Origin of the sequence: Streptomyces viridosporus (genome assembly GCF_002078235.1) — a bacterium.
Taxonomy (GTDB): Bacteria; Actinomycetota; Actinomycetes; order Streptomycetales; family Streptomycetaceae; genus Streptomyces; species Streptomyces viridosporus.
In genome coordinates, this window is sequence record NZ_MSGP01000334.1 from 1 (window position 1) to 13,694 (window position 13,694).

Sequence of the window (13,694 nt, forward strand, 5' to 3'; positions counted from 1 at the left end):
GTCGGAGGGGTCGGGCGGAGGGGCGGCCCTGCGGAGCCTCAGTGCGCCGAGCTGCCGCGTCCGCGGCCGTGGCGCTCGCGCAGGGCGAAGACGCCGAGCCAGACGGCGATGACGGCGCCCACGGCGACGGAGAAGGAGAGCGGCGCGTGGGCCACGGTGCCCAGGAGCACGCCCAGCAGCAGAAGGGTGGCGACCAGGAACAGCATGAGTCGGATCCCACCTTTCGGTGAACGGTTGCGATGACAGTTGTTCACTGACCACCCAGACTAGTACCCGTCACGGCTTCCCCATTCCGGAGAACAGTTGTTGACTGCATGGCATGAGTCACACCCTCGGCATCCGGCAGGCCCAGAAGCAGAAGACCCGGCGGGCACTCCTCGACGCGGCCCTGGAGCTGCTCGAGGGGCAGAACCTGAGCAGTCTGGGCCTGCGTGAGGTGACCCGTGCCGTGGGGGTCGCCCCGACCGCCTTCTACCGGCACTTCCGCTCCGTCGCGGACCTGGGCGTGGCGCTGGTCGAGGAGGCGCTGGACAGCCTGCACCCGACGATCCGGACGACGGTGTCCACGGCCGGCGACGGCGAGGAACGCATCGCGCGGGCCGTCGCGCTGATCGCCGCTCATGTGGACGCGTACCCCGCACACGTCCGGTTCATCATCCGGGAGCGGCACGGCGGGGTCCGACCGGTCCGGGAGGCGATACGCGAGCAACTCGCCCGGTTCGCCGAGGAGGTCGGGGAGGCGCTGGCCGACGACCCGGTCTCCGCGGGCTGGAGCGAGGACGACCGGCTGATGCTGGCCCAGCTCTACGTCGACCAGATGCTCGCCACGGCCTCGCTCTTCCTGGAGGCGCTGGAGACGGAGGCGGGTCCGCCGGAGCGGGAGCGCGTGACGCGGCTGGCGGCCCGTCGGCTGCGGTTGATCGGCATCGGCCGCCGGCACTGGCTCGACGGGCCGGCCGAGGGCGACCGCGGCACCCCATGACGACGGCACTCCATGACGACGGCCGCCCCGTGAGCGGGGCGGCCGTCGTGGGCAGGCGTCGCGGTGGTGGACCGAAGGCGTGCGGCTCAGCCCAGCCGTACGCGCGCGAGCTGGCGGGACTGGGCCACCAGCCGGTCGGCGCTGTCCCAGACCTCGGCGTCCTCCTCCAGGAAGCCGCCGGCCAGGTTGCGAGTGGCGATCGACACGCGCAGCGGGCCCGGCGCGGGACGGCAGCGCACGTGCACCGTCAGCTCCACGGTGGGGACCCAGCCGGAGAGCCCGAGCTCGAAGGCGGTCGGCGGCAGCGCGTCCACCGCGAGGAGCAGCGAGAGGGGATCGGGGTCGCGGCCGTCGGCGAGCCCGAACCAGGCCCGCATCTCCCCCTTGCCGGAGGGCTTCCCGAGCGCCCAGCCCAGGGTCGACGGGTCGAGCTTGAGCATCAGCCGGTCGGCGATGGCGGAGCTGCCGTCGATGGGGGTGGGTCCGTCCTCGGGGCCGAAGCACTGCTCCATCGGAGGGATCACGGGCGGTCGGGCCGCCGTACGGACGTCGTCGGGGAGGGAGTCCAGGTCGCCGTAGGAGGCGAGGACGCGGATGCGCTCGACCTCCCGGCCCTGCTCGTCCCGCTGGAACAGGGACGCCTGACCGGTCGACAGGGTCCGTCCGGTGCGCACGGTCTCGGTGCGCACGACCGCCGGGCCCGGCTGGGAGGCCGTCAGGTAGTGCGCCGAGAGGGTGAACGGGTCGGGGTGCGGCAGGGCGTCCGCGAGCGCGCGGCCCAGGACGGCCAGCAGGTAGCCGCCGTTGACGGCGCTGATGATCGTCCAGCCGGCGGAGAGGTCGATGTCGTAGACGCCGGGCGCGCGCGGCGTCACCGCGGTGTCGCGGTCGAACTCACTGGCGCCGATCATGGCCCGGACGGCCGGGGCGGAGGCTGCTTCTGGCATGGGTGCACAGTACAAGAGGAAAATACTAAGCGGTAGCTTTGCTCGGATCGGGAGGTCGGAATGTGGCCGATCTCCCGTCGGCCGTCCGGCATTCGGACACGAGCCCCGCCGGGACCCGTTCCTCCGCAACCCGGCCGTGTCCCCGAGGCCCTACTCCTCGTCCCGGACCGCCGAACGCCGCTGCCACGCGCGGGGCGCCCGCCAGTGGTAGTGCAGTGCGAGCAGCCGCAGCACGAAGGTCGTGGCTGCGGCGAGGCCGCTGGTCATCGCGTTCAGCGCGTCGTAGCGGAGGAACAGCGCGACCATGGCGGCGCCGACCATGGCCGGGACCGCGTACAGGTCACGGTCCCAGCGCAGCAGCGAGGGCACCTCGTTGGCGAGCACGTCGCGCAGCACGCCGCCGCCCACCGCGGTGGCCAGGCCCAGACAGGCGGAGGCGGTGAGGCCGAGCCCGTAGTCGTACGCCTTGGTCGTGCCGACGACGCAGAACAGCCCGAGGCCGGCCGCGTCGAAGACGTTGACGGCGGCCTGGATGCGCTCCACGTGCGGGTGGAGGAAGAAGACCAGGACCGTGGCGAGCAGCGGGGTGAGGAAGTACCCCAGGTCCGTGAAGGCGGCGGGCGGCACGGCGCCGATGACCAGGTCGCGGAAGAGCCCGCCGCCCAGGCCGGTGACCTCGGCGAGCACGGCCATGCCGAAGACGTCGAGGTTCTTGCGTACGGCCAGCAGGGCGCCGGAGATCGCGAAGACGAAGATGCCGATCAGGTCGAGCACATGCAGGACGGACGGGCTGAACAGTTGCTGGAGCACCCTTACATTCTCACCCAGCAAGAACCCCTCGCCTTGCAAAGCAAGGCGAGGGGCGGTGTGAGCTTGCCGTCCGGGAACCGATCGGGCGAAGTCCCGGGCTCCGGCGGAGACTTGGCGACCGACTACACGGCCTCCTCGGCCTTCTTGGCCTTCTCGGCCTTCTCAGCCTTCTCAGCCTTCTCGGTCTTCTCGGTCTTCTCCGAGGTCTCCGTCTTCTCGGCTTCCTCGGTCTCCTCCGAAGACGCGATCTCCTCCGAAGACGCGATATTCTCCGGAGTCTCCGCCTTCACGGCTTCCCCGGCTTCCCCGGCTTCCTCGACCTTCTCCGGAGTCTCAGCCTTCTCGACCTCCTCCGAAGACTCGGTCTTCTCCGGGGTCTCCGCCTTCACGGCTTCCCCGGCTTCCGGGGTTTCCTCCGGAGTCCCGGCCTTCTCGGTCTCTCCCGAAGGCTCGGCCTCCTCCGAAGACGCGGCCTCCTCCGAGGTCTCCGCCTTCTCCGCGGCCTCGACCTTCTCGGCCTTCTCCGCCGACCCGGTCTCCTTCTCCAGCTCCGGCGGCCCGGGCTGCTCCGGCACCGTCGCCGTTCCGGTCTCCTCGGAGACCGGGTTGTCCTCCACTCCCTCGCGCGTCGCCGCCACGATCTCGCCCGTGGTCCGCTGCAGCGTCCCGGCCGCGATCTCCTCGGCGTAGTGGCAGGCCACCCGGTGGCCACCGCCGACGTCCCGCAGCTGGGGCCGTTCGGTCGAGCACCGCTCGGCCTGGGCCCAGGGGCAGCGGGTGTGGAAACGGCAGCCGCTGGGCGGGTTCGCCGGCGAGGGCAGGTCACCGGTGAGCAGGATGCGCTCGCGGCGGTCCTCCACCTCCGGGTCCGGCACCGGCACGGCCGACATCAGGGCCTTGGTGTACGGGTGCTTCGGCTCGGCGTAGAGGGCGTCGCTCGGCGCCTCCTCGACCAGCGAGCCCAGGTACATCACGCCGATCGTGTCGGAGATGTGCCGGACCACCGCGAGGTCGTGGGCGATCACCACGTAGGTCAGGCCGAGCTCCTCCTGGAGTTCCTCCAGCAGGTTGATGACCTGGGCCTGGATCGACACGTCGAGCGCGGAGACCGGCTCGTCGCAGATGATCACGTCCGGTTCGAGGACGAGCGCGCGGGCGATGCCGATGCGCTGGCGCTGACCGCCGGAGAACTCGTGCGGGTAGCGGGAGAGCGCGTTGGAGGGCAGGCCGACCCGCTCCAGGATCGCCTTGATCTTCTCCCGGCGCTCCTCCTGGTCCTTGCCGATGCCGTGGGCGACCATGCCCTCGCTCAGGATCGACTCGATGTTCTGCCGGGGGTTGAGCGAGCCCAGCGGGTCCTGGAAGACCATCTGGAGCCGGCGCCGGAAGCGGCGCATCTCCTCGCCGGGCAGCTTCGCCAGGTCGGTGCCGTCGAGGACGACCGAGCCCTCGGTGATGTCCACCAGCCGCAGCACCGACCGCCCCAGGGTGGTCTTCCCGCAGCCGGACTCGCCGACCAGGCCCACGACCTGGCCCTGGTCGACCTCGAAGGAGATGCCGTCGACCGCCCGGGACTCCTTGCGGCCGCGGCCGCCGAAGGTGACGGTCAGTTCGTCGACAGTGAGCAGAGACATGGTGGTTCAGCCCCTCAGCTTCGGGTCGAGGGCTTCCCGCATGGCCTCGCCGAGGAGGGTGAAGCCGAGGGCGGTGATGATGATGCCGATGGCGGGGTAGACCGCCATCGCGGGGGCGTAGCTGAAGAAGCGCTGCGCCTGGGCGAGCATGACGCCCCACTCGGGGATCGCCGGGTCGGGGTTGCCCAGGCCCAGGTAGGACAGCGCGGCCGCCTCGATGATCGCGGTGGCCAGGGAGAGCGTGGCCTGCACGATCACCGGGCTGAGCGAGTTGGGGAGGATCTGCGAGAGCACGATGCGCCGCTTGCGCACGCCCAGGGACTGGGCCGCGAGCACGTAGTCCGCGCCCCCCTGCGCCAGCATGGCGCCGCGCAGCAGCCGGGCGAACACCGGCACCTGGACCACACCCACGGCGATCATCACGGTGGTCAGCGACTGGCCCATGACGGCGGCGATGGAGACGGCCAGCAGCAGCGAGGGCAGCGCCAGCATCATGTCGATGAAGCGCATGATGGCGGAGTCGACGCGTCGTCCGGTCTCGCCGCCGAGGGTGGCCGCGGCTCCGGAGACGATGCCGATCAGGAAGCCGGCGACCAGGCCGATCAGGGTGGCGACGATGCCGACGAGCAGGGTCTGGCGGGCACCGACCAGCATCCGGGAGAACAGGTCGCGGCCGAGGTGGTCGAGGCCGAACCAGTTGCCGTCGCGCGCCCCGACGAACTTGCCCTGGTTGGGGAAGACCTCGCTCCGCCAGGTCTGGGCGCTCGGCGAGTAGGGGGCCAGGAACGGTCCGACGATCGCGATGACGACGAACGCGACGATGATGACGGCACCGACGATCGCCATCTTGCTGGACCTCAGGCGGCGGAAGGCCTCCCGCCAGAGGCTGGCGCCGGTGCTGGTCTCGGTGACGGCCGTCAGTTCCGCGAGGCGCTGGATCTTCTCGGTCTTGGTGGCGACAGTCATGTCAGTGCACCCGCACTCTCGGGTCGATGATGCTGTACGCCACGTCCACCAGCAGGTTGATCAGGACGTACACCATCGCGATGAACATGATGAACCCGACGAGCACCGGGTAGTCACGTCCGTCGATCGACGTCTTGATGAAGTTGCCGATGCCGTTGAAGGAGAACACGGCCTCGGTGAGGACCGCGCCGGACAGCAGGGAGCCGGTGAGCAGACCCACCGAGGTGATCACGGGCAGCAGGGCGTTGCGCAGCACGTGCCGACCGCGCACGACGTTGCGCTTGAGGCCCTTGGCCTCCGCGGTGCGGACGTAGTCCTCGTCCTGGACCTCGAGCACGCTGGCGCGGGTCATGCGCACGATGACCGCGAGCGGGATGGAGGCGAGGGTGACGGCCGGCAGGACCAGGTGGTGGATCGCGTCCCAGGAGGCGTCGAACTCGCCGGTGAGCAGGCCGTCCAGCACGGCGAAGCCGGTCACCTCGGTGGCGTTGAGGCCGGTGTCCAGGCGTCCGTAGGTGGGGAAGAGGCCGAGCTTCACGGCCAGGACTTCCTTGAGGATCAGGCCGAGGAAGAAGACCGGGATGCAGATGCCGACGAGCGAGCCGGAGACCGCGCCGACGTCGAGCCAGCCGCCGCGCTTGCGGGCGGCGAGGTAGCCGAGGGGGATACCGACCACCACGGCGATGAGCATGGCCAGCAGGGACAGCTCCACCGTCGCCGGGAACCTCAGGACGAACTCGTCCAGCACGGGCTGCCCGGTCTGGACGGAGGTCCCCAGGTCGCCCTGGAAGATGCGCTTGAGGAAGCGCCAGTACTGGACGTAGACGGGCTGATCCAGCCCGAGCGCACGGTTGATGCGCGCCACTTCGGCATCGGTGGCCCTCTCCCCCAGGATCGCTGAGGCGGGTCCGCCGGGCAGCCGGTCGAGCCACAGGAAGAGCAGAACCGACAGGCCGAGCAGCGTGGGTATGAGCTGGAGCAGTCTTCGTACGACGAGACGCAGCACCCCGCTTGCCCCTTTCTTGCGTGTGTCTTACATGAACGGACCCGCCCGGCCGCCGAGTTGCGACGGCCGGGCGGACCCCCGTTTTTGGTTTTCTGCCGTTGACGCGTGACGCGCTTACTTGAAGGAGGTCTCGGAGAAGATTTCCTGCGTCAGCGGGGAGACGTTCGGCGGGTTCACGTTCTTGCCGAAGGCGACGGCCGGCGGGGAGGACGAGATCGGGAGGCCCGGCAGGTAGTCCATGATGACCTCGTTGGCCTTCTGGTAGGCGGCGGTGCGCTCCTCGGCCTTGCCCATCTTCGAGCCGGCGTTCACGGCGTCGAAGACCTTCTTGTCCTTGAAGCCCCACTGCTTTTCGTACCCGGAGAACCAGGTGCCGATGAAGTTGAAGCCGTCGTTGAAGTCACCGGTCCAGCCGAGCATGTGCAGGGCGCAGGAGCCCGCCTCGGTGGCGTCGAGGTAGTCCGGGGCCCACTTCATGGCCTTGGGCTTGACGGTGATGCCGGACTTCTCCAGGTCGGCCTTCATCAGCTCGAACAGGTCCTGCGGGGCAGGCATGTACGGGCGGGTGACCTCGGTCGGGTAGCAGAACTCGATCTCGAGCTTCTCCTCACCGGCCTTCTTGAGGAGGCCCTTGGCCTTGGCGGTGTCGTACGGGTACTTCGTGACCTTCTCGGAGTAGCCCTGGATCGTGTCGGGCATGAACTGGTCCGCGACCTTGCCGCCCTCGGGCAGCTGGGTCTTGACCAGGTTCTCCCGGTCGATCGAGTGCGCGATGGCCTGGCGGACTTCCTTCTTCTTGAGCGCCTTGTTGGCCCCCTGGCTCATGCCCACGTAGAAGAGGTTGAAGACGCCACGGGTCGGGACGTTGTAGCCCTGCTTCTCGAGGGTCTGGACGTCGGCCGGGGCGACGAAGTCGTAGCCGTCGATGTCACCGCCCTGGAGCGCCTGGCGGCGGCCCTCCTCGGTGTCGATGGTGCGGAAGACCAGGTTCTTGATCTTCGCCTTGTCGCCCCAGTAGTCGTCGAAGCGCTCGAGGGTGACTTCCTTGTTGCCCTTGTTCCACTTGACGATCTTGTACGGGCCGGTGCCGGCGACCGTGCCGGCCTCCTGGCTGTACTTGGGGTACGTGATGGCGTCGCCCTTGGCGGTCGCCTCCTGCTTCTCGTACTCCTTGATCGCCTTCGGCGAGTGGATCGCCAGGGCGTTGAGGGAGAAGCCGCCGGGGAGGTTGGCGGAGGGCTCCTTGACCTCGATGACGGCGGTGTTCTCGTCCTTCGCGGTGCAGGACTTGTAGTTCGCCTCGGGCGCCTCCTTGTCCTCGTTCTTCGCGAAGCCGCCCATGATGGTCTGCCAGTAGTAGGAGACCGCGATGGACTGGTAGGTGCCCTTCCAGTTGAACCAGTGGTCGTAGTTGGCGCAGACGGCCTCGGCGTCGAGCGTCTCGCCGTCGTGGAACTTCACGCCCTTGCGGAGGTTGAAGGTCCAGACCGTGCCCTCGTCGTTGCTCGACCAGGTCTCCGCGAGGCCGCCGGTCAGCTCGGTGCCGCCCGACTCGTGCTCGATGAGGGCCTCGAACGCCTGACGCGTCACACGGAAGGTTTCACCGTCGCTCGCGAGGGCAGGGTCCAGTGAGGCCGGGTCGCCTGCACCGGCGAAGACGAAGGTGTCCTTCTTGCCGCCGCTCTCGTTGTCGCTGTCCCGCTCGCTGGCGCAGCCCGTGGCGATCAGACCGACCGCGACCGCGGCCGTGATCGCCCGAGCGGCTCGGGGCTTGAATATGCGCATACTGGGGCCACTCCGGGTCCGCTATGTGGATGCATCTTGACCGGCCGAACACTACAGACGTTCGCAGGGAGTCAGGAACAGTCCGGATAGCGGTGATACCTACCTGAGATCTGAACACTTGACATAAGGGACTCTTCAGGCGTCCTTTCGCGAGGAGTTAACCCGTTCGACACATGGGGCGCCGCTCCAGGGGCCGCTCAGAAGGCGCCGAACAGCGTGAAGGACGGGTGAAACCGCAGGTGACAGGCGGTCAGCGGGAAGTAGCTGCGTGCGCATGGCCGAAAATCTGACGTGAAATCAACCTCGGGCGACGAGGTGGGCCCCTCACCGGCACCCCTGTCCACATCGTGGACACGGTGACGCTGCGTCAGCACGACGAAGGCCCGGTGCGGTCGACCGCACCGGGCCTTTCGAGGACGTTTCCCGGTCAGTGCCGGTGCGCGGGCGGGTAGCCGTAGCCCGGGGCGGCGGGTGGCACGACGCCGTGCGCCTCGCGGTCGTAGAACGGCCGGGAGTTGGCCCGCAGCCACATCACGACCGGGTCGTGCTCGTCGGACATCGCGACGGTCGACACGGGCAGCCCGTCCGGGACGGCCCCGAGGGACTGCTGCATCATGGCGCGCACCGCGTCGACGGACGGCGGGGAGGTGTCGTACACGTCGAGGCCGATGGTGAGGTAGGGCGCGCCCAGCGCGGGCTGCACCCAGGCGCGGCGCAGCGCGCGGACGGCCGGGGTGCGGTGGGCGTTCTGCGCGAGCAGGGCGTAGAACTGCGGGATCTCGATGCCGGGTTCGGACAGCCTGAGCGGCCCGGCGGGCTGGCGGTCCAGACCGGTGGCGATGCGGCGCAGATCCAGCCAGGGGATGCCCACTCCACCGCCCGGGGCGTGCGGATTGAGCCAGAGTCCGTAGCGGTCGGGGTAGAGCGCGCGGGCCACGTCGAGCCCGTCGACGACCTCGTAGGACCGGTTCCAGCCGCTGGCCGACAGCTCCTGGGCGGAGGTGACGCAGGGCGCGTAGCCGAAGCCGTCCACCTCCATGTTCCCGTACTGGGCGTCCGGGGAACCGGCCTGGCCGTGCCAGAGCAGCATCCAGACCTGACCGGTGGAGGGGGTCGCGAGCGCGCGCAGCAACGCCTCGTAGGCGTCGTAACGCCCGGGCGTCACCTGGCGCAGCATGTGCTCGACCTGCCCGGCCGCCGCGGTGCCAGCGCTCACTTTGTATCGCCCCTCCGTCAACACCTCGCCGGCCAATGAACCTAGCTTAAGCCGCCCGCCGCCCGGTGACCGCTGCCCGTGCGGCACGCGGACGGACCACCGGTGAGGGCGGGCGGACGGACGGGACGGCTCCGGGCAGGGTCACGGGACGCGCTGGTAGAAGGGGCGGACCCGGTCGCGCATCCAGTCGCCCACCGGGTCCTGCGCCACGTCCAGCAGGACCAGGCTCACCGGCCACTTCACCGCCGTCCGGCCCAGCGCGCGGCCGAGCGCGTCCAACGGCAGGGCCCGCAGGTCCCCCTCGTCCCACCGGGACAGCTCCACGCCGACGAACAGCACCGGGTCGTCCGTCTCGATCGCGGCGAGGCAGCGGCGGGCGGTGGCCACCACGCCGAGGGTCTCGAACTCCGCCGAGGCCGCGGAGAGGAAGTCCACCGGGTCGTCCTGCCAGTCGGGCTCGAACAGCCGGACCCGGCCCCCGCCCGCCGAGCCGTCCAGCGGGGTGTGCCCGGCCCGGCACAGCTCGGCCACGGCGGGCGGCGGCAGCGGGATGCCCACCACACCGCCGGGGTTCACCGCGATCCCGGCCTGCGGCGGCAGACCGCGCGCGAACTCCACGGCCGGCGCGACGGTGTACGCCATGTGGGAGCCGACGACCCGGCGGAACTGCTCCTCGGAGCTGAACACCGGGACGTAGGCCTGACCGTCGACCTCCATCGTGGGCAGGTCGAGCGGGCCGCTGTCCGGACCGCCGCCGTTGGGGAGGGGGACCCAGACGAAGCTGCGGCCCAGCACCTCGACGATCCGGCTGCCCGCCGAGGGGACGCCGAGGGAGGCGGAGAGCACCTCCTCCAGCTCGTTTCCTGGCCATCCGCCATGCGGGTGGGGTTGTGTCTGCGCCGGGAAGTCCATCTGCCTACCGCCTGCCTGGAACCACTGCTGTGGCTCAAAAGGCTAACCGCTGCCGCGCCGCGGCCGGTCAGCCCGTGAAGCCGATGTGGCGCAGCGCGTTCGCCGCGTCCCGGTCGACCAGGACCGCCGAGCCGCAGCCGGCCGGCACCTCGCCCCGCTCCACCGCCCGCAGCAGCCGGCCGCTCGCCGCGCGGTGCCGCAGGAACGCGTACCGGGAGACGCCCCGGCCCCGCTCCCGCTGGCCGGCCAGGGCCTGCTGCGGGGGGACGTCCAGGAGCAGCAGATGCAGGCGCGAGCCCCGGCGCCGGGCCTCGCGGGCCAGCCAGCGGCGCACCCACGCCTGCGTGCCGCAGTCGTGCACGACGACTCCCCCGCCCGTGCGCAGGGCCTTGTGCAGCCCGGCGTAGTGGGCGAGGCGGACCAGCGGGCGGTAGGCGGCGTACGGCAGGAAGCGCGGCATACGGCGCTCCCAGAGGTCGCGGGTGTCCTGGGAGTCCACACGGGCGCCGCGCACCGTGCGCCGCATCAGGGTGGACTTGCCGCTGCCGGGCAGGCCGGTGACCACGACGAGGTCGTGGGGCCCGAAGAGCAGGGCGCGCGGGCTGTCACCGGCGCGCCCGCGCAGGTCCTGGACGACCGGCGCGGGCAGCGCGCCGCGGGGCCCCGGGGCCGAAGCGTCCGGCTGTTCGGGCAGCGCGACGCCCGTGGTGGTGGCGCACGCCGTGGTCCTGTTCACCGTGATCGTCCTCCCCTGGGGGCCGGGCACGCCGGTCCTCATCCCCGCCGAGTGTAAAGAGAAGGTAATCCCCGAGCCTCCCGTTTCCGTCCGTGTCCCGAAACAGCCCCGTCACAGCCCACTGTGACGGACCGCGCACGCTGTGCATACCCGGTGAAGGTCCCCCTGCCGTGCCCCGGGGATGCGTGCAATGATGGGCGCGCCAACTGCATACCGGCCGTTTGAATCCGCGCGGGAGAGTCCCCGGCACCGTGTGCCGCCGGGGCGCCGAAGGAGCAAGTTCCTCCCTTGAATCTCTCAGGCCCCGATACCGCGCGGGCGAGGCACATCTGAAAAGCGGGCCGCCGCTGCAGTGCTCCGGCGGCTCCACCCAAGGTGCAAGCCGTGACTCCTCCCCTGTGCGGGCGGTCATGGCGAACCTCTCAGGTTCCGATGACAGATGGGGAGGATCGTCCTCGCCCACCCCCATGTCCGGCTTCTCCCCCGAGCTCTCGACCTCGCTCGAGCAGGGGCCCCCGGCGCGGGGGACCCCATCTCCCTGGGAGACCGACCGATGAGCAGTACCGAACTCCGCCGGACCGCGCTCGATGAGCTGCACCGCTCGCTCGGCGCGACGATGACCGACTTCGCCGGCTGGGACATGCCCCTGCGCTACGGCTCCGAGCGCGACGAGCACAACGCCGTGCGCACTAGGGCCGGTCTCTTCGACCTCTCGCACATGGGCGAGATCACCGTCACCGGCCCGCAGGCGGCCGCGCTCCTCGACCACGCCCTGGTCGGCAACATCGGCAGCATCAAGCCCGGCCGTGCCCGCTACACCATGATCTGCCGCGAGGACGGCGGCATCCTGGACGACCTGATCGTCTACCGGCTCGGCGAGGCCGAGGCCCCCGAGTACCTGGTGGTCGCCAACGCCTCCAACGCCCAGGCGGTGCTGGACGCCCTCGTGGAGCGCTCGGCCGGCTTCGACGCCGAGGTGCGCGACGACCGCGACGCCTACGCGCTGCTCGCCGTGCAGGGCCCCGAGTCCGCGGGGATCCTGAAGGGCCTGTCCCCCAAGCTCTCGGCTTCGCTCGACCAGGGAGGTGCCCCCATCACCGACCTGGAGGGCCTGAAGTACTACTCCGGTCTGCCCGGCACCGTCGCCGGCGTCCCCGCGCTCATCGCCCGTACCGGCTACACCGGCGAGGACGGCTTCGAGCTGTTCGTGAAGCCGGAGCACGCGGTCGGGCTGTGGCAGGCGCTGACCGAGGCGGGCGCGGGAGCCGGTCTGGTCCCGTGCGGGCTCTCCTGCCGCGACACGCTGCGCCTGGAGGCGGGCATGCCGCTGTACGGGAACGAGCTGAGCACCTCCCTGACGCCCTTCGACGCCGGTTTCGGCCGGGTGGTGAAGTTCGAGAAGGAGGGCGACTTCGTCGGCCGCGCCGCGCTGGCCGAGGCCGCCGCCCGCACCGAGCAGAACCCGCCGCGCGTCCTGGTCGGCCTGGTCGCCGAGGGCCGCCGGGTCCCACGCGCCGGGTACGCGGTCGTCGCCGGCGGCGAGGTGATCGGCGAGGTCACCTCCGGCGCGCCCTCCCCGACGCTGGGCAAGCCGATCGCGATGGCGTACGTCGACGCGGCCCACGCGGCGCCGGGCACCGCGGGCGTCACCGTGGACATCCGCGGCAGCCAGGAGCCGTACGAGGTCGTGGCGCTGCCGTTCTACAAGCGGCAGAAGTGACACCGTCGTAGCGTTTCCGGACAGCCGTCCACGGGTGCGGCCGGGTACTCCGTACCCGCTCACGCGTGCTCCCCGCTGTCCGCCCCCCTCACCAGCAGTCCCACCGCGTACAGGAGAATCCAGGCCATGAGCAACCCCCAGCAGCTGCGTTACAGCAAGGAGCACGAGTGGCTGTCGGCCGCCGAGGACGGCGTGTCGACGATCGGCATCACCGAGCACGCGGCCAACGCGCTCGGCGACGTCGTCTTCGTCCAGCTCCCCGAGGTCGGTGACAGCGTGACCGCGGGCGAGACCTGCGGCGAGCTGGAGTCGACCAAGTCGGTCAGCGACCTGTACTGCCCGGTCTCCGGCGAGGTCACCGAGATCAACGAGGACGTGGTGAACGACCCGTCGCTGGTGAACTCGGCCCCCTTCGAGGGCGGCTGGCTGTTCAAGGTGCGCATCACCGACGAGCCGGCCGACCTGCTGACCGCCGCCGAGTACGACGCCCACATCGCCGGCTGAGGAGTCGTCGCCGCATGTCCCTTCTGAACACGCCCCTGCACGAGCTCGACCCGGCCGTCGCCGCGGCGGTCGACGCCGAGCTGCACCGCCAGCAGTCCACCCTCGAGATGATCGCCTCGGAGAACTTCGCCCCGGTCGCGGTCATGGAGGCCCAGGGCTCGGTCCTCACCAACAAGTACGCCGAGGGCTACCCCGGCCGCCGCTACTACGGCGGCTGCGAGCACGTCGACGTGATCGAGCAGATCGCCATCGACCGCGTCAAGGAGCTCTTCGGCGCCGAGCACGCCAACGTGCAGCCGCACTCGGGCGCGCAGGCCAACGCCGCCGCGATGTTCGCGCTGCTCAAGCCCGGTGACACGATCATGGGCCTGAACCTCGCGCACGGCGGGCACCTGACCCACGGCATGAAGATCAACTTCTCCGGCAAGCTGTACGACGTCGTCGCCTACCACGTCGGCGACGACGTCGTACAGCTT

The 13,694-nt window shown here is 70.5% G+C and carries 13 protein-coding genes, 1 pseudogene and 2 riboswitches; of the genes and pseudogenes, 4 read left to right on the forward strand and 10 right to left on the reverse strand.

Going from position 1 to position 13,694, the window contains the following annotated elements; genetic code table 11:
* Positions 1–38: 38 nt before the first annotated feature.
* Positions 39–206 (reverse strand): hypothetical protein, encoded by a 168-nt coding sequence (locus B7L92_RS39660; protein WP_107501580.1) that lies wholly within the window; start codon positions 204–206, stop codon positions 39–41.
* Between the two features lie 113 nt (positions 207–319).
* Here B7L92_RS39660 and B7L92_RS23230 point away from each other — a divergent pair, with 113 nt between their 5' ends.
* Entirely contained in the window at positions 320–982 is a 663-nt protein-coding gene (locus B7L92_RS23230) for a TetR family transcriptional regulator (protein ID WP_081239382.1), read from the forward strand.
* Between the two features lie 86 nt (positions 983–1,068).
* On the opposite strand, the gene B7L92_RS23235 is transcribed toward B7L92_RS23230, so the two are convergent.
* From B7L92_RS23235 to B7L92_RS23275, 9 genes are all read right to left on the reverse strand, one after another.
* Complete coding sequence (locus tag B7L92_RS23235) at positions 1,069–1,929, reverse strand: thioesterase family protein (RefSeq protein WP_081239383.1); 861 nt, start codon at positions 1,927–1,929, stop codon at positions 1,069–1,071.
* A 150-nt stretch (positions 1,930–2,079) separates the two neighbouring features.
* Positions 2,080–2,739 (reverse strand): trimeric intracellular cation channel family protein, encoded by a 660-nt coding sequence (locus B7L92_RS23240; RefSeq protein ID WP_081239384.1) that lies wholly within the window; start codon positions 2,737–2,739, stop codon positions 2,080–2,082.
* A 122-nt stretch (positions 2,740–2,861) separates the two neighbouring features.
* Positions 2,862–4,373, reverse strand: coding sequence for an ABC transporter ATP-binding protein (locus B7L92_RS23245; RefSeq protein ID WP_081239385.1), 1,512 nt, complete (start codon positions 4,371–4,373; stop codon positions 2,862–2,864).
* A 6-nt stretch (positions 4,374–4,379) separates the two neighbouring features.
* Positions 4,380–5,339 carry an ABC transporter permease gene (locus tag B7L92_RS23250; RefSeq protein ID WP_081239386.1) on the reverse strand — a complete coding sequence of 320 codons (960 nt, stop codon included), beginning with the start codon at positions 5,337–5,339 and terminating at the stop codon, positions 4,380–4,382.
* Between the two features lies 1 nt (position 5,340).
* A complete protein-coding gene (locus B7L92_RS23255) occupies positions 5,341–6,345 on the reverse strand; it encodes an ABC transporter permease (RefSeq protein WP_081239387.1) in 1,005 nt (334 codons plus the stop codon).
* Between the two features lie 114 nt (positions 6,346–6,459).
* Entirely contained in the window at positions 6,460–8,130 is a 1,671-nt protein-coding gene (locus B7L92_RS23260; protein ID WP_081239388.1) for an ABC transporter substrate-binding protein, read from the reverse strand.
* 427 nt (positions 8,131–8,557) lie between these two features.
* Positions 8,558–9,346, reverse strand: coding sequence for an enhanced serine sensitivity protein SseB C-terminal domain-containing protein (locus tag B7L92_RS23265; RefSeq protein WP_255311102.1), 789 nt, complete (start codon positions 9,344–9,346; stop codon positions 8,558–8,560).
* Between the two features lie 141 nt (positions 9,347–9,487).
* Positions 9,488–10,258: an enhanced serine sensitivity protein SseB gene (locus B7L92_RS23270; protein WP_081239389.1), complete on the reverse strand. Its 771-nt coding sequence runs from the start codon at positions 10,256–10,258 to the stop codon at positions 9,488–9,490.
* Between the two features lie 67 nt (positions 10,259–10,325).
* Entirely contained in the window at positions 10,326–10,994 is a 669-nt protein-coding gene (locus B7L92_RS23275; protein WP_081239390.1) for an AAA family ATPase, read from the reverse strand.
* A 222-nt stretch (positions 10,995–11,216) separates the two neighbouring features.
* A riboswitch (glycine riboswitch) is annotated at positions 11,217–11,317 on the forward strand.
* Positions 11,318–11,443, forward strand: a riboswitch (glycine riboswitch).
* A 104-nt stretch (positions 11,444–11,547) separates the two neighbouring features.
* On the opposite strand from B7L92_RS23275, the gene gcvT reads away from it, so the two are divergent.
* The 3 genes and pseudogenes from gcvT to B7L92_RS23290 form a co-directional block, all read left to right on the forward strand.
* Complete coding sequence (gene gcvT, locus B7L92_RS23280; protein ID WP_081239391.1) at positions 11,548–12,714, forward strand: glycine cleavage system aminomethyltransferase GcvT; 1,167 nt, start codon at positions 11,548–11,550, stop codon at positions 12,712–12,714.
* Between the two features lie 126 nt (positions 12,715–12,840).
* Complete coding sequence (gene gcvH, locus B7L92_RS23285) at positions 12,841–13,218, forward strand: glycine cleavage system protein GcvH (RefSeq protein ID WP_004983210.1); 378 nt, start codon at positions 12,841–12,843, stop codon at positions 13,216–13,218.
* A 14-nt stretch (positions 13,219–13,232) separates the two neighbouring features.
* A pseudogene (locus B7L92_RS23290) lies at positions 13,233–13,694 on the forward strand (serine hydroxymethyltransferase); the annotation flags it as partial.

Bases quoted from the DNA above. Each gene is read 5' to 3' on its own strand.
- B7L92_RS39660 (WP_107501580.1), bottom strand. From the start codon at position 206: ATGCTGTTCCTGGTCGCCACCCTTCTGCTGCTGGGCGTGCTCCTGGGC.
- B7L92_RS23230 (WP_081239382.1), top strand. From the start codon at position 320: ATGAGTCACACCCTCGGCATCCGGCAGGCCCAGAAGCAGAAGACCCGG.
- B7L92_RS23235 (WP_081239383.1), bottom strand. From the start codon at position 1,929: ATGCCAGAAGCAGCCTCCGCCCCGGCCGTCCGGGCCATGATCGGCGCC.
- B7L92_RS23245 (WP_081239385.1), bottom strand. From the start codon at position 4,373: ATGTCTCTGCTCACTGTCGACGAACTGACCGTCACCTTCGGCGGCCGC.
- B7L92_RS23250 (WP_081239386.1), bottom strand. From the start codon at position 5,339: ATGACTGTCGCCACCAAGACCGAGAAGATCCAGCGCCTCGCGGAACTG.
- B7L92_RS23260 (WP_081239388.1), bottom strand. From the start codon at position 8,130: ATGCGCATATTCAAGCCCCGAGCCGCTCGGGCGATCACGGCCGCGGTC.
- B7L92_RS23270 (WP_081239389.1), bottom strand. From the start codon at position 10,258: ATGGACTTCCCGGCGCAGACACAACCCCACCCGCATGGCGGATGGCCA.
- gcvT (WP_081239391.1), top strand. From the start codon at position 11,548: ATGAGCAGTACCGAACTCCGCCGGACCGCGCTCGATGAGCTGCACCGC.
- gcvH (WP_004983210.1), top strand. From the start codon at position 12,841: ATGAGCAACCCCCAGCAGCTGCGTTACAGCAAGGAGCACGAGTGGCTG.